Origin of the sequence: Serratia sp. CY52157, from assembly GCF_052168495.1 — a bacterium.
Classification (GTDB): Bacteria; Pseudomonadota; Gammaproteobacteria; order Enterobacterales; family Enterobacteriaceae; genus Serratia; species Serratia ureilytica.
The window spans coordinates 70,261-88,331 of record NZ_JBJNMO010000001.1; the positions used below are offsets into that span (position 1 = coordinate 70,261).

16 protein-coding genes are annotated in these 18,071 nt (G+C 58.1%); 14 read left to right on the top strand and 2 right to left on the bottom strand.

The window, feature by feature from the left end; genetic code table 11:
• Positions 1-69 precede the first annotated feature (69 nt).
• The 8 genes from serC to lpxK all read left to right on the top strand — a co-directional run bounded on the left by serC (position 70) and on the right by lpxK (position 11,013).
• Entirely contained in the window at positions 70-1,155 is a 1,086-nt protein-coding gene (gene serC / locus ACJ8IP_RS00325) for a 3-phosphoserine/phosphohydroxythreonine transaminase (RefSeq protein ID WP_028127991.1), read from the top strand.
• A gap of 113 nt (positions 1,156-1,268) precedes the next feature.
• Positions 1,269-2,555: a 3-phosphoshikimate 1-carboxyvinyltransferase gene (gene aroA, locus ACJ8IP_RS00330; protein WP_442524269.1), complete on the top strand. Its 1,287-nt coding sequence runs from the start codon at positions 1,269-1,271 to the stop codon at positions 2,553-2,555.
• A 258-nt stretch (positions 2,556-2,813) separates the two neighbouring features.
• Entirely contained in the window at positions 2,814-3,503 is a 690-nt protein-coding gene (cmk, locus tag ACJ8IP_RS00335) for a (d)CMP kinase (protein WP_004928270.1), read from the top strand.
• A gap of 184 nt (positions 3,504-3,687) precedes the next feature.
• Positions 3,688-5,361, top strand: coding sequence for a 30S ribosomal protein S1 (rpsA, locus tag ACJ8IP_RS00340; RefSeq protein ID WP_004928267.1), 1,674 nt, complete (start codon positions 3,688-3,690; stop codon positions 5,359-5,361).
• Positions 5,362-5,423: 62 nt separating this feature from the next.
• Complete coding sequence (gene ihfB, locus ACJ8IP_RS00345; protein ID WP_004928264.1) at positions 5,424-5,708, top strand: integration host factor subunit beta; 285 nt, start codon at positions 5,424-5,426, stop codon at positions 5,706-5,708.
• A gap of 315 nt (positions 5,709-6,023) precedes the next feature.
• Positions 6,024-8,249: a ComEC family protein gene (locus ACJ8IP_RS00350; protein WP_416153074.1), complete on the top strand. Its 2,226-nt coding sequence runs from the start codon at positions 6,024-6,026 to the stop codon at positions 8,247-8,249.
• Positions 8,250-8,284: 35 nt separating this feature from the next.
• Positions 8,285-10,033: a lipid A ABC transporter ATP-binding protein/permease MsbA gene (gene msbA, locus ACJ8IP_RS00355; protein ID WP_033642563.1), complete on the top strand. Its 1,749-nt coding sequence runs from the start codon at positions 8,285-8,287 to the stop codon at positions 10,031-10,033.
• A complete protein-coding gene (gene lpxK, locus ACJ8IP_RS00360) occupies positions 10,033-11,013 on the top strand; it encodes a tetraacyldisaccharide 4'-kinase (protein ID WP_164106150.1) in 981 nt (326 codons plus the stop codon). The genes msbA and lpxK overlap by 1 nt, the downstream gene beginning before the upstream one ends.
• A 2-nt stretch (positions 11,014-11,015) precedes the next feature.
• On the opposite strand, the gene hglS is transcribed toward lpxK, so the two are convergent.
• Positions 11,016-12,422 (bottom strand): 2-oxoadipate dioxygenase/decarboxylase HglS, encoded by a 1,407-nt coding sequence (gene hglS, locus ACJ8IP_RS00365; protein WP_163964873.1) that lies wholly within the window; start codon positions 12,420-12,422, stop codon positions 11,016-11,018.
• A gap of 525 nt (positions 12,423-12,947) precedes the next feature.
• Here hglS and cspE point away from each other — a divergent pair.
• From cspE to ACJ8IP_RS00395, 6 genes are all read left to right on the top strand, one after another.
• Entirely contained in the window at positions 12,948-13,157 is a 210-nt protein-coding gene (gene cspE, locus ACJ8IP_RS00370) for a transcription antiterminator/RNA stability regulator CspE (protein WP_004928244.1), read from the top strand.
• Between the two features lie 222 nt (positions 13,158-13,379).
• A complete protein-coding gene (locus tag ACJ8IP_RS00375; RefSeq protein WP_004928241.1) occupies positions 13,380-13,601 on the top strand; it encodes a cold-shock protein in 222 nt (73 codons plus the stop codon).
• 113 nt (positions 13,602-13,714) lie between these two features.
• Entirely contained in the window at positions 13,715-14,941 is a 1,227-nt protein-coding gene (locus tag ACJ8IP_RS00380; RefSeq protein WP_108680398.1) for a winged helix-turn-helix domain-containing protein, read from the top strand.
• A 297-nt stretch (positions 14,942-15,238) separates the two neighbouring features.
• Positions 15,239-15,421 (top strand): Trm112 family protein, encoded by a 183-nt coding sequence (locus ACJ8IP_RS00385; RefSeq protein WP_004928237.1) that lies wholly within the window; start codon positions 15,239-15,241, stop codon positions 15,419-15,421.
• A complete protein-coding gene (gene kdsB, locus ACJ8IP_RS00390) occupies positions 15,418-16,167 on the top strand; it encodes a 3-deoxy-manno-octulosonate cytidylyltransferase (RefSeq protein ID WP_033642567.1) in 750 nt (249 codons plus the stop codon). Before ACJ8IP_RS00385 ends, kdsB begins: the two co-directional genes overlap by 4 nt.
• Positions 16,168-16,319: 152 nt before the next feature.
• Positions 16,320-17,216, top strand: coding sequence for a YcbJ family phosphotransferase (locus tag ACJ8IP_RS00395; RefSeq protein ID WP_033642568.1), 897 nt, complete (start codon positions 16,320-16,322; stop codon positions 17,214-17,216).
• 8 nt (positions 17,217-17,224) lie between these two features.
• Here ACJ8IP_RS00395 and elyC read toward each other — a convergent pair whose 3' ends face one another.
• Positions 17,225-17,998, bottom strand: coding sequence for an envelope biogenesis factor ElyC (elyC, locus tag ACJ8IP_RS00400; protein ID WP_164106149.1), 774 nt, complete (start codon positions 17,996-17,998; stop codon positions 17,225-17,227).
• Positions 17,999-18,071 lie beyond the last annotated feature (73 nt).

Genomic DNA, 18,071 nt, shown 5'->3' on the forward strand with positions numbered 1-18,071 from the left:
AGCGTTAGCTTCGGGCATCTTTTCGACAGGTCGCTTTTCTGCGGCGAACAGTGAATGTGGTGAGGGGAAATGACTCAGGTTTATAATTTTAGCTCTGGCCCGGCGATGCTGCCGGTGGAAGTGTTGCGTCGTGCGGAACAGGAACTGTGCAATTGGCACGGCCTGGGCACGTCAGTGATGGAGATCAGTCACCGCAGCAAAGAATTCATCGCCGTTGCCGAGCAGGCGGAACAGGATCTGCGCGATCTGCTGAAAGTCCCCTCCAACTATAAAGTGCTGTTTTGCCACGGCGGCGCCCGCGCGCAATTCGCCGCGCTGCCGCTGAACCTGCTGGGCGACAAGGCCACCGCCGACTACATCGACGGCGGCTATTGGGCGCACAGCGCCATCAAGGAAGCGGAAAAGTATTGCACCCCGAACGTCATCGACGTGAAAACCCGCATCGACGGCCTGAGCGGCATCAAGCCGATGAAAGAGTGGCAGCTGAGCAACGACGCGGCTTACGTGCATTATTGCCCGAATGAGACCATCGACGGCGTAGCCATCGATGAAACGCCGGACTTCGGCGACAAAGTGGTGATCGGCGATTACTCCTCGACCATTCTGTCCCGCCCGCTCGACGTCAGCCGCTTCGGCGTGATTTACGCCGGCGCGCAGAAAAATATCGGCCCGGCCGGTCTGACGCTGGTGATCGTGCGTGACGATCTGTTGGGCAAGGCGCGTAAAGAAGTGCCGTCGATCCTCGATTACACCGTGTTGGCCGAGAACGATTCGATGTTCAACACCCCGCCAACCTTCGCCTGGTACTTGTCCGGGCTGGTGTTCAAATGGCTGAAAGAGCAGGGCGGCCTGGTGGAGATGCAAAAACGCAATCAGGCCAAGGCCGAGCTGCTGTACGCGACCATCGATAAATCCGACTTCTACCGCAGCCAGGTTGCCATCGCCAACCGCTCGTGGATGAACGTGCCGTTCCAGCTGGCCGATGCGGCGCTGGACAAGGTGTTCCTCAGCGAAGCCGAGGCCATTGGCCTGCAGGCGCTGAAAGGTCACCGCGTAGTTGGCGGCATGCGCGCTTCTATTTACAATGCGATGCCGCTGGCCGGCGTACAGGCGCTGACCGACTTTATGACCGATTTCGAGCGTCGTCACGGTTGATTCCGTCAGCTCGCCGGGCGCGGGCTGACCAGGCTGTTGTCCTTTTGCATTAAAGCGGCTCCGGCATTATTCCGGAGCCGTTTCGTTTATCAGAATTGGAGAGTTTTGTTCACATGGTGGATTCCCTGACGTTACAACCGGTCGCCCTGGTCAATGGCACCGTCAACTTACCCGGCTCGAAGAGCGTTTCTAACCGCGCTCTGCTGCTGGCGGCGCTGGCGGAGGGAACGACCCGGCTGACCAACCTGCTGGACAGCGACGATGTGCGTCATATGCTGAATGCGCTGCAGGCGTTGGGCGTGAACTACCAGCTTTCCGCCGACCGCACCGTGTGTGAAGTGACCGGCGTGGCCGGGCCGCTGGTGGCCGACCAGCCGCTGGAACTGTTCCTCGGCAATGCCGGCACCGCGATGCGCCCACTGGCGGCGGCGCTGTGCCTTGGTGAAGGTGATGTGGTGCTGACCGGGGAACCCCGCATGAAAGAACGCCCGATCGGCCATCTGGTGGACGCGTTGCGCCAGGGCAGGGCGCAGATTGATTACCTCGAGCAGACCGATTACCCGCCGATTCGCCTGCGCGGCGGTTTCCAGGGCGGCGACGTCACCGTTGACGGCAGCGTCTCCAGCCAGTTCCTGACCGCGTTGCTGATGACTGCGCCGCTGGCGCCGCAGGATACGCAAATCCACATCAAAGGCGAGCTGGTTTCCAAGCCGTACATCGACATCACGCTGCACCTGATGCGCACCTTCGGCGTATCGGTGAGCCACGACAATTACCGGGTGTTCCATATTCAGGGGCACCAGACGTATATCGCGCCGGGCGACTATCTGGTTGAAGGCGACGCTTCTTCTGCGTCCTACTTCCTGGCGGCGGCGGCGATCAAAGGCGGCACCGTGCGCGTGACCGGCATCGGTCGCAAAAGCGTGCAGGGTGACACCAAATTCGCCGATGTGTTGGAGAAGATGGGGGCGCGCATCACTTGGGGCGACGATTTTATCGAGTGCAGCCGCGGTGAACTGCGCGGCATCGATATGGACATGAACCACATTCCGGATGCGGCGATGACCATCGCCACCGCGGCGCTGTTCGCCGAGGGGCCGACCACCATCCGCAATATCTACAACTGGCGGGTGAAGGAAACTGACCGTCTGGCGGCGATGGCCACCGAGCTGCGTAAAGTGGGGGCGGAAGTTGACGAGGGCGAAGACTACATTCACGTCGTGCCGCCGGCCAAACTGCAGTTCGCCGAGATCGGCACCTACAACGATCACCGCATGGCGATGTGCTTCTCGCTGGTGGCGCTGTCGGATACCCCGGTCACGATCCTCGATCCGAAATGCACCGCGAAAACCTTCCCGGACTATTTCGAGCAGTTAGCGCGCATCAGCCAGCCGGCGTAACCGTCAGATCATTTCTTTTAAGGCCCCTTTGCGGGCCTTTATCGTTTTTAACCCCCGGCGACCGGCGTTTCTTCTATACTTTTTCGCGGTTGTGCGCTTATTTTCAACAACCGGACAGTTCCAGGGTAACAGATCGCCGTAGGGCAGCGTATAATACGCCACCGTATTTGCCCCTGATTGGGCAGGTGACAGAGCGCCCGGGCTTCGAGTCGAAGCGCGCCGTGTCTCTGTGAGGTTTTCTACCTGAAGGAGAGAGAAATGACGGCTACAGCCCCGGTGATAACCGTTGATGGACCAAGTGGCGCAGGCAAAGGCACGCTGTGTAAAGCGTTGGCCGAGTCCCTTGGTTGGCGTTTGCTGGATTCCGGCGCGATCTATCGCGTGCTGGCGCTGGCGGCGTTGCATCATCAGGTGGATATCACTTCTGAGGAAGCGCTGGTTCCGCTGGCCGCACATCTCGATGTTCGCTTCGTTGCCCAGGACGGCAAGCTGCAAGTGATTTTGGAAGGTGAGGACGTCAGCAATGAGATCCGCACCGAAACCGTCGGCAACACCGCGTCGCAAGCGGCGGCGTTTCCGCGCGTGCGCGAGGCGTTGCTGCGCCGCCAGCGCGCTTTTCGCGAGGCGCCCGGCCTGATTGCCGATGGCCGCGACATGGGCACGGTGGTGTTCCCGGACGCGCCGGTCAAGATTTTCCTCGACGCCAGCTCGGAGGAGCGCGCGCACCGCCGCATGCTGCAGTTGCAGGAAAAGGGCTTTAATGTTAACTTTGAACGTCTTTTAGCCGAGATAAAGGAACGGGACGACCGTGACCGTAATCGGCCTATCGCGCCTCTGGTGCCCGCTTCTGACGCCCTCGTGCTGGATTCTACCAGCATGTCGATCGAAGAAGTGATCCGGCAGGCGTTGACGTATGCACAGAAAGTGTTGGCGTTGCCGCAGCAATAAGCGCGGCGGCGCTATTGGCTTTTTGTCATATTTGTCATAGCGGTATCGCAATATATCGGGTAAAATTTTACCCCTGTAACCTTAAACCCTGTCGGCATGGAGCCAATGGCGGGGTATGTGAAACAACCCCATTCGGCGGGACGCTAAATGGACGTTAAACTAAAGAACCCTGAAGATTAACAACATGACTGAATCTTTCGCTCAACTCTTTGAAGAATCCTTAAAAGAAATCGAAACCCGCCCGGGTTCCATCGTTCGTGGCGTCGTTGTTGCTATCGACAAAGATATCGTACTGGTTGACGCCGGTCTGAAATCTGAGTCTGCCATCCCGGCTGAGCAATTCAAAAACGCCCAGGGCGAGCTGGAAATCCAGGTTGGTGACGAAGTTGACGTTGCTCTGGATGCTGTTGAAGACGGCTTCGGTGAAACCCTGCTGTCCCGTGAGAAAGCTAAGCGTCACGAAGCTTGGATCACGCTGGAAAAAGCCTACGAAGAAGCTGAGACTGTAACCGGTGTTATCAACGGCAAAGTGAAGGGTGGCTTCACCGTCGAGCTGAACGGCATCCGCGCGTTCCTGCCAGGTTCCCTGGTTGACGTGCGTCCGGTACGTGACACTCTGCACCTGGAAGGCAAAGAGCTTGAGTTCAAAGTCATCAAGCTGGATCAGAAGCGCAACAACGTTGTCGTTTCTCGCCGTGCGGTTATCGAATCCGAGAACAGCGCTGAGCGCGATCAACTGCTGGAAAACCTGCAGGAAGGCATGGAGGTTAAAGGTATCGTTAAGAACCTCACTGACTACGGTGCATTCGTTGATCTGGGCGGCGTAGACGGCCTGCTGCACATCACTGACATGGCTTGGAAACGCGTTAAGCATCCAAGCGAAATCGTCAACGTTGGCGATGAAATCACTGTTAAAGTGCTGAAGTTCGACCGCGAGCGTACTCGTGTATCCCTGGGCCTGAAACAGCTGGGCGAAGATCCATGGGTTGCTATCGCGAAACGTTACCCAGAAGGCACCAAGCTGACTGGCCGTGTAACCAACCTGACTGATTACGGCTGCTTCGTGGAAATCGAAGAAGGCGTTGAAGGTCTGGTACACGTTTCTGAAATGGATTGGACCAACAAAAACATCCATCCGTCCAAAGTTGTTAACGTGGGCGACGTAGTGGAAGTGATGGTTCTGGACATCGATGAAGAACGTCGTCGTATCTCCCTGGGCCTGAAGCAGTGCAAATCCAACCCATGGCAGCAGTTCGCAGAGACCCACAACAAGGGCGACCGCGTTGAAGGTAAAATCAAGTCTATCACTGACTTCGGTATCTTCATCGGCCTGGACGGCGGCATCGACGGCCTGGTTCACCTGTCTGACATCTCCTGGAACGTTGCAGGCGAAGAAGCAGTACGTGAATACAAGAAAGGCGACGAAATCGCTGCGGTTGTTCTGCAAGTTGACGCAGAGCGCGAGCGTATCTCCCTGGGCGTGAAGCAACTGGCTGAAGACCCGTTCAATAACTACCTGTCTATGAACAAGAAAGGTGCTATTGTTACTGGTAAAGTCACTGCAGTTGACGCCAAAGGTGCTACAGTTGAATTGGCAGGCGGCGTAGAAGGTTACCTGCGTGCATCTGAAGCCTCTCGCGACCGCATTGAAGATGCAACTCTGGTTCTGAACGTAGGTGACGAAGTTGAAGCTAAATTCACCGGCGTTGACCGTAAGAACCGCGTTGTAAGCCTGTCCGTACGTGCTAAGGACGAAGCTGACGAGAAAGACGCCATCGCAACTGTTAACAACAAACAGGAAGAAGGCAACTTCTCTAACGCAATGGCTGAAGCTTTCAAAGCGGCTAAAGGCGAGTAATGACGGGGGGCGGTCTCTGACCGCCCCGATACGGTAGTTTAGCTGCAAAGCTTGGAGGTACTATGACCAAGTCTGAACTTATTGAAAGACTTGCTGGCCAGCAATCTCATATTCCGGCGAAGGCCGTTGAGGATGCAGTGAAAGAGATGCTTGAGCACATGGCCGCTACGCTGGCCGAGGGCGAACGCATTGAGATCCGCGGATTCGGCAGTTTTTCTCTTCACTACCGTGCCCCGCGTGTAGGTCGCAACCCGAAAACCGGTGACAAAGTTGAGCTGGACGGCAAGTACGTTCCTCACTTCAAACCAGGCAAAGAGTTGCGTGACCGCGCCAATATCTATGGCTAGTCGCTGACTGCTCATAGCGTTGTTGCTTGAAAAGAATATAAAACGGTGCCTGTAAGGCGCCGTTTTTTTTCGCCTGCAATTCTCCGCGATACGCTCGCGAGTTGCGTACTGCGCCGCATTGACGATGTGGCTCCTGCAAAGATCTCTCTTATCCTGCCATGTTCAGCGCATCTTCGTTAAAGCCCGCTGGCGGCGACATGTCGCCTGAATGATCCTGCTTGCTTGCCGTGACGCGTCTTTGCTCATGGCGGAGCCGATGGGAGAAAAGCGATCAAAATTTCGCTGGATCTGGCGATATTCGCCGTTATCTGCGGCATCCTGCCGCTGTTGGTTTTACCGCAGTTGCCTGAGCAATGGCTGCTGTGGCCGCTTTTGCTTTTTGTCTGTTTACTGCTGCGCAGGCCATTCTGCCGTTATTTGGCCTGCCTGGGGTTGGGGGTCGCGTGGGCGGTTTTCAATGCCGGAAGCCTGATCGGGCAAATGGAGCGTTTGAGCCGCGGGCCGGAAGTGACGGCGGTGGTGCAGGTAAGCAGCATCGCGTTGAATCCGGCCGTCAGCAAGCAGACGCTGATGCGTATCGAGCGGATCGATGGCCATTGGCTGGCGCCTGCATTGATGTTTACCACACTATGGGCCCCGGAACAGCAGCGGCTGTGCGCCGGGCAGCGTTGGCAATTGAAACTGCGCTTGCGGCCGGTGCACGGCAAGCTCAATGAAGGGGGCTTCGACAGCCAACGTTGGGCGATCGCACAGCGCCAGCCGTTGACGGGCCTGGTCAGGCAGGCCCGTTTGCTGGATGGCGATTGTAGCCTGCGTCAGCGCATAATCAGCCATGCGGAAACCAACATCGGTGAGCTGCGTTACAAGGCGGTATTGTTGGCGCTGGCGTTTGGGGAGCGAACCGCGCTGGAACAGCCTTTACGCACGCTGATGTTGAAAACCGGCATTGCGCATTTAATGGCCATTTCAGGGCTTCATGTGGCGATGGTCGCCATTTTGTTCTGGGCTACGCTGCGGGCGCTGCAGTTTTTTCTGCCCTCCCATCTGATTGGCTATCGTTTTCCCCTGGTCGCGGGCTGGGTGGCGACGCTGATCTATGTCTGGTTGGTGGGCGCCCAGCCGCCGGCGGTGCGTACCGTGTTGGCCATGACATTGTGGATGTTGCTGCGCCTGCGCGGCGTTCATTGTTCTTCCTGGCAGGTGTGGCTATGGTGTATCGGGCTGATTTTGCTGTGCGATCCGCTGGCGGTATTGTCAGACAGTTTCTGGCTATCGGTGCTGGCGGTAGGTTGCCTGATTTTTTGGTTTGAATGGGCGCCGCTCGGTGAGCGATTCCGGTCGGCCTGGTATTGGGCACCGGTGCGCTGGCTGCATATTCAGCTCGGCATGACGCTGCTCTTGGTGCCGATGCAGGCCGCGCTGTTTCTGGGCCTGACGCTGACCTCGCTACCCGCCAATCTGTGGGCGGTACCTATTGTCTCATTGGTGACGGTGCCGCTGATTTTGCTGGCGGTGATATTTGGCTTCTTTCCCTCGTTAAGCTACGGGCTATGGTGGCTGGCGGACTTCACGCTGTACTGGGTGTTTGTGCCGCTGCATTACCTGCAACGCGGTTGGGTGGATCTGGGGGCTGCCTCGCTGCTGGCCAGCGCGGCGGGGTGGCTCATCGTCGTCTGTTGGCGCTTTCATTGGTGGCGGCGTTATGCACCGGGGCTGGCGACGATAGCGATATGCTGTGTGCTGTGGCGGGAAAAAGAGCCGGGATACCGCTGGCGAGTCGATATGCTCGATGTCGGGCACGGTTTAGCGGTGGTCATTGAGCGAAACGGCAAGGGAATACTGTACGATACCGGCGATCGTTGGCCGGGCGGCAGCGCCGCCGAACGGCATATTTTGCCAATGTTGAACTGGCGGGGGATTGAATTGGAACAGATCATTATCAGCCATGATCATCTCGATCATACCGGTGGCCTGCCGACGGTGCGACGGGCGTTTCCAGGGGCTACGATACGCAGCCCGATACGCGGGGAGGGGCACTTGCCCTGCGTCGCCGGTGAGCGCTGGCGCTGGCAGGGGTTGCAATTCGAAGTGCTGTGGCCGCCGAAAACGCGTAAAAAGCCGGGCAATGACGACTCTTGCGTGATCCGTATCGACGACGGGAAACACAGTCTGCTGCTGACCGGCGACGCGGAAAAAAAGGCGGAGGCGCAGCTGCTTCGATTGCGGCGCGATCGCTTGGCGGCGACGGTGTTGCAGGTGGGGCATCATGGCAGCAAAACCTCTTCCACGCCGCCGTTTCTGCGTGCGGTCAATCCTCAGGCGGCATTGGCGTCAGCATCTCGTTACAACAAATGGCGTTTGCCGGCGCGTAAAGTGGTCGCCAGATACCGGGCAAATGGCATTATATGGCGCGATACGACGCGCTCCGGCCAGTTATCGGTACTTTTTTTCGACAACGATTGGCAAATTAAAGGCTTTCGCGAACAATTAATGCCCCGTTGGTACCATCAGCGGTTTGGCGTAGAGGGTGATAATGAGTAAAATAGGCCGCTATTTCTTCCGATGCTGGTATTTGCATGATGAATGATAAAGATCTCTCGACCTGGCAGACATTCCGTCGACTCTGGCCGATGATCACTCCTTTTAAGACCGGGCTGATTGTAGCCGCCATTGCGTTGATTATGAACGCAGCGGGGGACACGCTGATGCTGTCTCTGCTTAAACCGCTATTGGACGATGGGTTTGGAAAAACCGACAGCAGCGTGCTGGTGTGGATGCCGTTGGCCGTCATCGCGCTGATGTTGATGCGCGGCGTAACCAGCTTTGTTTCAAGCTACTGCATTTCCTGGGTTTCCGGCATGGTGGTGATGCAGATGCGCCGCCGCCTGTTTGGCCACATGATGAGAATGCCGGTGGCCTTCTTCGATCAACAGTCCACCGGGACCCTGTTGTCGCGCATTACCTATGATTCCGAACAGGTGGCTTCCTCCTCTTCCAGCGCGCTGGTGACCGTGGTGCGCGAAGGGGCTTCGATCATTGGCCTGTTCATCATGATGTTCTATTACAGCTGGCAGCTGTCGGTGATCCTGATCGTGCTGGCGCCGATCGTCTCCATTGCCATTCGCCTGGTGTCCAAGCGTTTCCGCAACATCAGCAAAAACATGCAGAACACGATGGGGCAGGTGACCACCAGCGCCGAACAGATGCTGAAAGGCCATAAAGAAGTGCTGATCTTCGGCGGCCAGCAGGTGGAAACCGAGCGCTTTAATTCGGTCAGCAACCGCATGCGTCAGCAAGGCATGAAGCTGGTTTCCGCGTCTTCGATTTCCGATCCGATCATTCAGCTGATCGCTTCGCTGGCGCTGGCGTTCGTGCTGTTTGCCGCCAGCTTCCCAAGCGTGATGGAAACCCTGACCGCCGGTACCATTACCGTGGTGTTCTCGTCGATGATTGCGCTGATGCGTCCGCTGAAGTCGCTGACCAACGTCAATGCCCAGTTCCAACGCGGGATGGCGGCTTGCCAGACGCTGTTCTCCATTTTGGATATGGAACAGGAAAAAGATACCGGCACCCGCGAAGTGAAGCGCGCGAAAGGCGATATCGAATTCCGCAATGTCACCTTCTACTACCCGTCGAAGGAAACGCCGGCGCTGCGTGATATCAACCTGAACATCGCCGAAGGCAAGACCGTAGCGCTGGTGGGCCGTTCCGGTTCGGGGAAATCGACCATCGCCAACCTGTTGACGCGTTTCTATGATATTCAGGAAGGCGAAATTCTGATGGATGGCCACGATCTGCGCGAATACACCCTGGCCTCACTGCGTAATCAGGTGGCCCTGGTTTCGCAAAACGTGCACCTGTTCAACGACACCATCGCCAACAATATCGCCTATGCGCGTGAGAGCGAATACAGCCGCGAGCAGATCGAGAAAGCGGCCGAAATGGCGTACGCGATGGACTTCATCAACAAGATGGAAAACGGCCTGGATACGGTGATCGGTGAAAACGGCGTCATGCTGTCCGGCGGCCAACGCCAGCGCATCGCCATCGCGCGCGCGCTGCTGCGTGACTGCCCGATCCTCATCCTGGATGAGGCGACCTCTGCGCTGGATACCGAGTCCGAGCGGGCCATTCAGGCCGCGCTGGACGAACTGCAGAAAGACCGAACTTCACTGGTGATCGCGCACCGTCTGTCGACCATTGAAAAGGCGGACGAGATCCTGGTGGTGGAAGACGGCCGCATCGTCGAACGCGGTGAGCACGCCGAGTTGCTTGAGCGGCAGGGCGCCTATGCGCAGCTGCACCGCATGCAGTTTGGTCAATAATGATTGAGCGCATCTGGTCCGGCGGTTCGCTGCTTTATCTGGCGCTATTGCCGCTCTCGTGGCTGTATGGCTTGTTCAGTTGGCTGATCCGCCTCAGTTACCGCTGCGGCCTGCGTAAAAGTTGGCGTTCGCCGGTGCCGGTCGTGGTGGTGGGTAACCTCACCGCCGGCGGCAACGGCAAAACGCCGATGGTGATCTGGCTGGTGGAGCACCTGCAGCAACGGGGCTACCGCGTTGGGGTGGTGTCGCGCGGCTACGGCGGCAAGTCGGCGGTCTATCCTCTGGTGCTGGGTCAGAATACGTCGACCCGCGAGGCGGGTGATGAGCCGGTGCTGATTTATCAGCGTACCGGGGCGCCCGTGGCGATCGCGCCCAAGCGCGCCGAGGCGGTGCAGGCTCTGCTGCAACAACAGCAGCTGGATGTGATCATCACCGACGATGGCTTGCAGCACTACGCTTTACAGCGTGACTTCGAGCTGGTGGTCATCGACGGTGTGCGTCGTTTCGGTAACGGCTGGTGGTTGCCGGCCGGGCCGATGCGCGAGCGCGCTGCGCGGCTTGGCAGTGTCGATGCGCGTGTCGCCAATGGCGGCGTGGCGCAGGCCGGGGAAATTGCCATGCGTCTGCAGGCGCGTGATGCGGTGAACCTGCTGAGCGGTGAACGTCGCCCGGTGGCCGAGCTGCCGCGCGTGGTGGCGATGGCGGGTATCGGCCATCCGCCGCGTTTCTTCGCGACGTTGGAAAAGTTGAACGTCGAAGTCGTGCAGGAAGTGGCGTTTGCCGATCATCAGGAATATCAGCAGGCGCAGCTGGCGGCGTTGGTTAATGCAGATCAAACGCTGTTGATGACGGAGAAGGACGCGGTGAAGTGTCGCGCCTTTGCCCAGCCCAATTGGTGGTATCTACCGGTTGATGCGGTGCTACCGTCCGCTCAGGCTGAGCAACTGCTGCAGGATATCGAGTCCCTGCTGTCTAAGTAATCTCAGGATGCCAGCGTGACAAGCCCCAAGGCTTGCGCGCAGGCTTCCAGCGAGCGCTGCTGGGTTTGCTGATACAGCGCCAGCTCGTCGATCACCTCACTGCCCAATGCTTGTTCAAACGCTGCCCGGCTTGACGCCGCATTGTACTGTGCATGGCGGCTGTCCCCCAGATTCGATTGGAAAATCCCCGCCGCGCTGACCGGCAGAAAATCTTCATATACCAGTGGCTGGAAGCGAACGTGTTCTTTCTCGATCAGTTGCTCCAGGGTGCTGTGCTTATCCAGTGATTCTTTGGCCGCCAGGCCGCATTCGGTCGGGAAATAGCGGAACCAGGCCAGCTGTTGCTCGCGCAGCGTGGCGTAATCATCCGGAAACGCCCGGAAGTTTTCTTCCAGCAGCTGATAATAGCGTTCGGCATTTTTCTCGCTCGGCGGCGCCTGCAGCGCATCGTTGGTGGCCTTCAGCAGACGGTCGTAGAGTTCTCTTCCTTTAGTCGTCAGCGCCACACCGCGCTGTTCAATCTCGCCGAAGCGCGCGGTATGATGGCCGGCGACGACGCGGCCGTCATGCTCGACGAAATCGACGCGTTCTTCCAACGCCTTGAAGCTGGTCTGGCGCAGCAGGATCGCGCGACGGCGACGCGGCGGGCCCTCGATGACCGCCTTGGGCGTAATGCCGCGGGCGGGCATCGCCTGCTGAACGCGATCGATATCCAGCGTGCGCGGTGTCAGATGATTGATATGCGGCCCTTTAAACGCCACCACGTCGGCGATCAGGCGATGCTGATCGTGCAACTGCCGGTATTCTTCGGCGCTGACCGTCGCCTGGTTGTGCCAGCGGAAGGTTTCCAGCGCTTGTTCGACAAATTCTTGCGCCTGCACTTCATTCAGCCCGCCTTGCGCTTCCTGCAGCGCGATCAGTTCCAACGCGCGATCGGTAAAGATGCGGCGGCGCGCCAGCAAGCGCTCGGCCAGCTCACGCAGCGCGGGATCTTCTATCAGCTCCAGGCGCAGCAGGGAGGTAAACACGCGGAACGGACTGATTTGCAGGGCGTCTTCGTGTACGGCGCGAAAGGCGGTCGAGTGGACGGGAACGCCCGCCACCGACAGATCATAGTAACCGACCGGCGCCATGCCCATCACCCGGAACAGACGGCGCAGGGTGGCCAGTTCGTCCGCCGTGCCGACCCGGATCGCACCGTGGCGCTCCATCGCAAGGCGTTCGATCTCGCCGGTGATTTGCAGTTGATGAGCCAGTGCGGCATCTTCGCGCAGAACCTGTCGGTTGGTTTCCGCCACCAGTTCCAGCAGATCGCCGTACAGCGGTACCTCTTTTTGGTACATGTCCGACATCGCGTGAGAGAATCTGGCGCGGATTTCATTAGGTGAAACGAACTGCTGGGCGGTCATGCGCATAGCTCCTTGATTCAGCATAATCTGAAAAATAGTGTTTTTAGCGGCAAAAGTGCTGGCGAAAAAGCCGTCTGCCTTGTTTTCCCCTCAAGTTTAGCCATCTGATTTGGGATTTGTTATAGACGTGGCAAGCATATTAGAGTTTTATGCGTTAGCTCTCATTTGCAGCGCACGGACGGACAAACGATGCCCCGGTGAGGAGAGGAACTCGATGAATCGGCCGCGGCGAGCGTTAAATTAAGTCATGCATATTCAGGGGGATAAAAATAAATTCGGCGTATTTATGAATTTAATGCAATAAACCCCTTGTGCATTCACCATTTTTATGAGTAAATGCAAGTCGGCCTGTGATCCAGACCTATTTATGTTCGAGTTTAGAGTTAAGCAGTTCCTCCAAAAACGTTATCATCCGATTCCGCTTCAAAGACGAACCTTCTAAGTACCTCCCATAAGTAATGTTTCTGAAATGGCCGCAATTGCCTCTTATGGCAGATTTTGTAAATATATTTAAAGGTAAAAGTAATGTCTAAGAAGACGGGTCAAGTTAAGTGGTTCAACGAAAGCAAAGGTTTTGGTTTCATTGAGCAGCACGATGGCGGCAAAGATGTATTCGTACACTTCTCCGCAATCATGACAGACGGTTTCAAGACCCTGGCTGAAGGCCAGCGCGTCGAGTACACCATCCAGGACAGCCCGCGCGGGCCGGCTGCCGCCAACGTAGTTGCTCTGTAAGAAGACAGGGAACGCGTATAAAGAGATCTTAATACAACCATGGTGACGCTTCAGCGCTGAGTCATGCGGAAGATATTAAGTTCAACAAGCCCGCCTTAGTGCGGGTTTTTTAATTTTTGCTCACGAGAGGTTTGTTACGAAAAACTTTAGGATGGGCTGGTAGCGTCCAGACAATATAAAAAATGACGTTGTCAAGGATGCTCAAGTAAAAGGATATAAGTTATGTTTAAAAATACTGTGTTAAAAATGGGCCGTGTGAAATGGTTTAATCAGGCCGAAGGCTATGGTTTTATTTCACCGGTAGATGGCAGCGACGAAATCTATGTCAATCGCAACGCTATCGCCAACACCAAAAATAAGTCGTTGAACGAAGGTCAGAACGTTGAGTTCTCGATCTATCGCAGCTCGCATGGGCTGTCCGCGGCAGACGTTATCGCGTTCTGATCGCATCCTCCTTCCTCGCCAGTGCCGGTGTCGCCACCCGCAAGCACTGGCGAAGATAAATCCCGCGATATCCACTATTATCAGGCCATTGCCTACTCGCCACGGATATCAGGATGACCACCCCGACCATTTCCCTTACCGCCGCTCGCGCGCTGCACCTCGCCGCCCAGGGGCTGCTTTCTCCGCTTAAACGCCAGGCTCGGCCCGATGACGTCGTGAGTGCGATCCAGCGCATGGGGCTGTTACAAATCGATACCATTAGCGTCGTTGCTCGCAGCCCGTATCTGGTGCTGTTCAGCCGTTTGGGAGCCTATCAGCCGGAGTGGCTTGAGCAGGCGCTCGCCGGCCGCAAGCTGTTCGAGTATTGGGCGCACGAGGCCTGTTTCCTGCCGATCGAAGATTTTGGTCTGCTGCGCCACCGCATGCTGGCGCCGCATGATATGGGCTGGAAATACTCCGCCGACTGGGTGCAGCAGCACCAGGCGGCGATGGACAGCTTGCTGCGGCACATCGAACAACAGGGGCCGGTGCGCTCCGCGGATTTCAGCGCCGAGAAGAAGGGCAACAGCGGGTGGTGGGACTGGAAACCGGAGAAACGGCATCTGGAGATCCTGTTTACCGCCGGCAAGCTGATGGTGGCCGAACGTCGCAACTTCCACCGGGTTTACGATCTGACCGAAAGGCTGCTGCCGGCCTGGGACGATGCGCGGCATGCGCTGCCCGTGGAGCAGGCGCGCCGGCAGATGCTGTGCCGCACCTGCCGCTATCTGGGCATTTTCCGCGCCGAGTGGTTGGCGGACTACTATCGGCTGAAGCGCGTGGCGCCAAAAGCCTTGCTGGCAGCGCTGCAGGAGCAGGGCGAGATTACGCCGGTGCGGGTCGAGGGGCTGGAAGGGCCGTTTTATGTGCATGAATCACTGGCGGAACTGCTGCCGCTGGCGGAGCAGGGCAAACTCAAATCGACGGTCACCAGCCTGTTGTCGCCTTTTGATCCGGTGGTGTGGGATCGTCGTCGGGCGCTGGAGCTGTTCAACTTTGACTATCGGCTGGAGTGTTACACGCCGAAAGAAAAACGCCGCTACGGTTACTTCACGTTGCCGGTGCTGCATCGGGGCGACCTGGTGGGGCGGATTGATGCCAAGGCGCACCGACGCCAGGGCATCTTCGAGATCATCAGTTTCCATGCGGAGCCGCAGGTGCGCTTCGGCAAACAGCGAACGCAGGATATCCGGCAAGCCATCGCGCGCACGGCTCATTGGCACGGCGCGCAACGCGTTGCGCTGGGCGACATTCCGGCGGCGTTGGCCGCTGAATGGGGAGCCGGCTGGGAAGTGGGATAACGAGCGACGCCGTCGGTGGGGTAAAACGAAGTTAAGCGCCGCTCGTTACAAAGGGGGCTCAGTGGCTGAAGTTAGCGAACAGAGCGATGATTTTATGCAGACGTTTGATCACGTATTACGGTCTTTTTTGTGATTTTCATCACAAAATTCTACGCCGTGTGGCGCCGCAGTTCAAGCCGTTGCGCGGGCGCCATGAGGAAATATCGGCGGCTTGGCGCCGCCGATGATTAACCTGAGGCCGGGCGTTATGCTATCCTCACAGCCTTCCCAGATGACCTATCCCCTTGCGGAGGATGCATGGACCACCGTTTACTCGAAATCGTTGCCTGCCCGGTATGCAACGGCAAACTCTATTTCAATAAAGAAAACCAGGAGCTGGTGTGCAAAGCGGACGGGTTGGCTTACCCGCTGCGCGACGGCATTCCGGTGCTGTTGGAAAATGAAGCGCGTGCGCTGTCGCTGGACGAGAAGCACGCATGAGTTTTATCGCTATTATTCCCGCCCGCTACGCCTCAACCCGTTTGCCGGGCAAACCGCTGGCCGATATTCACGGCAAGCCGATGGTGGTGCACGTGATGGAACGCGCCCGTGAGTCCGGCGCCAGCCGGGTCATCGTGGCGACCGATCACCCTGAAGTCGCCAAAGCGGTAGAAGCCGCCGGCGGCGAAGTGTGCATGACCAGCCCGGATCACCATTCCGGCACCGAGCGTTTGGCGGAAGTGATCGCGCACTACGGCTTTGCCGACGACCAGATCATCGTTAACGTGCAGGGCGATGAGCCGCTGATCCCACCCGTTATCGTGCGGCAGGTGGCGGAAAACCTGGCGGGCAGCCAGGCCGGCATGGCGACGTTGGCGGTGCCGATCGACAGCGCCGAAGAGGCATTCAACCCCAATGCGGTGAAGGTCGTGATGGACGCGCAGGGTTACGCGCTCTACTTCTCGCGCGCCACCATTCCCTGGGATCGCGAGCGTTTCGCCGCATCGAAGGAGAGCATCGGCGACAGCCTGCTGCGCCACATCGGCATCTATGCGTACCGCGCCGGTTTCGTGCGCCGCTACGTCAGCTGGGCGCCGAGCCAGTTGGAGCAGATCGAGCTGTTGGAACAGCTGCGCGTGCTGTGGTACGGTGAAAAAATCCACGTGGCGGTCGCGAAAGCGGTCCCGAGCGTGGGGGTCGATACGCCGGAAGATCTCCAGCGCGTGCGCGACAGCATTCAACCCTGAGCCTGATTTCGTCGGCGCGGCGCGCAACGCGCCGACGATGCAATACCTCCCATTATTGATCCCCGTTTTGTTGATCTGCGTTGAAGAATTTTTCCGCTCACCGTTCGATGATGTTACGCATACCCCCCTTATTAGCCTGAGGTGAATGCCTTATGGAGCAGTTACGCGCCGAACTGAGCATCGTGCTGGGTGAGTCCGTCAGCCGGCTGGAACGGGTGAGCGAACAGCCTTATGCGCACATGTATTCACTGTACGATCGCCAGGGCAACGCCATCCCGCTGATGGCGAAAAGTTTTATCTGCCAGGGCATCGCCCAGCAGGAGGCGTACAAGCTGTCGATGCTGGCGCGCGACGGGGATATCCGCCTGCCCACGGTGTACGGCGTGGTATGCACCCACCAGGCGCCGTATACGGAAATCCTGCTGATCGAGCGTCTGCGCGGCGTGTCGGCCGAAGCGCCAACGCGTTCGCCGGATCGCTGGAACATGTTGATGGAGCAGATCGTTGACGGGATGTTGGCCTGGCACCGCATCGACAGCCATGGCAGCGTCGGCACCGTTGACAGTACGCAGGAGAATGACTGGTTTTGCTGGTATCAACAGCGGGTCGAAGTGCTGTGGGCGACGGTGGTCAATCTCACAACCCCACAGCTGACTATGGCAGATCGGCGTTTGCTGTACCGCACGCGCGAAGCGCTGACCCATTTCTTCGTCGGTTTCGACGATCCCTGTGTCCTGGTGCACGGTAACCTGTCGCTGCGCAGCATGTTGAAAGATCCCAAAAGCGATCAGCTGTTGGCGATGCTTAATCCCGGTGTGGTGCTGTGGGCGCCGCGCGAATACGATCTTTTCCGCCTCTGCGAAGCGGGCATGCCCAGCCAACTGTTGTTCAGCTATCTGCAGCGGGCGCCGGTCGCCGACGCTTTCCTGGCGCGGCGCTGGCTGTACGTGGTGTGGGAAGCGGTAGGGCGTTTAATCCATACCGGCAAGCTGGAGCGGCAGCCGTTCGACTATGCATCGCAACAGCTGCTGCCCTGGCTGGCCGGTTGAACGGGGCCTTATTCGGCGCTGGCGCTATCCGCGCCTTTCAGCCGCTGCCACAGGCTGCCCAGCGTTTCATACCAGGCGCGCTCGGTATGGCCGAGGAACATGGACGACGGCGTGGCGCGATCCCAGATATTCAGCGGCGAGTCGATCGCCAATTGGTTGGCCGGGGCCGGGATCGGGTGCAGGCCCTTAGCCTCGAAGAAACGCATGGCGCGCGGCAGATGGTTGGCGGAAGTCACCAGAAGGAAGGGATGTTCGCCGACCAACTTGGCTACCTGAGCGGCTTCTTCCTCGGTATCGCGCGGTTCCCCCAGGATCACCATGTCGCTGCGCGGCACGCCCAGGCTTTCCGCTACCAGCGCTGCCGTGGCGGCGTTGCTCTGCATGCGCCCGCCGGGCGCGCCGGTAAACACCATCCTGGCGCCAGGGTGTGCCAGATAGAGCCGCACGCCCTCCGTCACGCGAGGCAGACTGTTGCCGAGCAGGTTCGAGCTGGGTGCCCAGTCGGGATTGTAGGTATAGCCTCCGCCCAACACCACGATATAGCTGACCGCATCGTTGCCGCGATATGTCTGGTATTCGGCTTCGATCGGCCGCAGCAGGCGGTCGGCCACCGGTTGCAGGCTGAAAAGCAGTAAAAACAGCCAGCTCAGCGTGAAAATCGTCTTACCGCTTTTTTGCCAGCGGGTGAACCACAGCAGCAGCAGCGCCAGCCCCATCAGCAGCATCAGCAGCGGCAGCGGCATCAGCAGAGCGCCAAAGAACTTTTTCAGGTTGAACAGCATCGAAAATCAGATCCTTTTGAGTGAAAAAACGGCATCCAGGCATAAACAGGCCGCAAGAAGATACATTCTAAGC

Coding starts and splice junctions, on each gene's coding strand:
- rpsA (WP_004928267.1), top strand. CDS start 3,688: ATGACTGAATCTTTCGCTCAACTCTTTGAAGAATCCTTAAAAGAAATC.
- hglS (WP_163964873.1), bottom strand. CDS start 12,422: ATGACCGCCCAGCAGTTCGTTTCACCTAATGAAATCCGCGCCAGATTC.
- cmk (WP_004928270.1), top strand. CDS start 2,814: ATGACGGCTACAGCCCCGGTGATAACCGTTGATGGACCAAGTGGCGCA.
- lpxK (WP_164106150.1), top strand. CDS start 10,033: ATGATTGAGCGCATCTGGTCCGGCGGTTCGCTGCTTTATCTGGCGCTA.
- ihfB (WP_004928264.1), top strand. CDS start 5,424: ATGACCAAGTCTGAACTTATTGAAAGACTTGCTGGCCAGCAATCTCAT.
- ACJ8IP_RS00395 (WP_033642568.1), top strand. CDS start 16,320: ATGGAGCAGTTACGCGCCGAACTGAGCATCGTGCTGGGTGAGTCCGTC.
- kdsB (WP_033642567.1), top strand. CDS start 15,418: ATGAGTTTTATCGCTATTATTCCCGCCCGCTACGCCTCAACCCGTTTG.
- aroA (WP_442524269.1), top strand. CDS start 1,269: ATGGTGGATTCCCTGACGTTACAACCGGTCGCCCTGGTCAATGGCACC.
- ACJ8IP_RS00385 (WP_004928237.1), top strand. CDS start 15,239: ATGGACCACCGTTTACTCGAAATCGTTGCCTGCCCGGTATGCAACGGC.
- ACJ8IP_RS00380 (WP_108680398.1), top strand. CDS start 13,715: ATGACCACCCCGACCATTTCCCTTACCGCCGCTCGCGCGCTGCACCTC.
- msbA (WP_033642563.1), top strand. CDS start 8,285: ATGATGAATGATAAAGATCTCTCGACCTGGCAGACATTCCGTCGACTC.
- serC (WP_028127991.1), top strand. CDS start 70: ATGACTCAGGTTTATAATTTTAGCTCTGGCCCGGCGATGCTGCCGGTG.
- elyC (WP_164106149.1), bottom strand. CDS start 17,998: ATGCTGTTCAACCTGAAAAAGTTCTTTGGCGCTCTGCTGATGCCGCTG.
- ACJ8IP_RS00375 (WP_004928241.1), top strand. CDS start 13,380: ATGTTTAAAAATACTGTGTTAAAAATGGGCCGTGTGAAATGGTTTAAT.
- cspE (WP_004928244.1), top strand. CDS start 12,948: ATGTCTAAGAAGACGGGTCAAGTTAAGTGGTTCAACGAAAGCAAAGGT.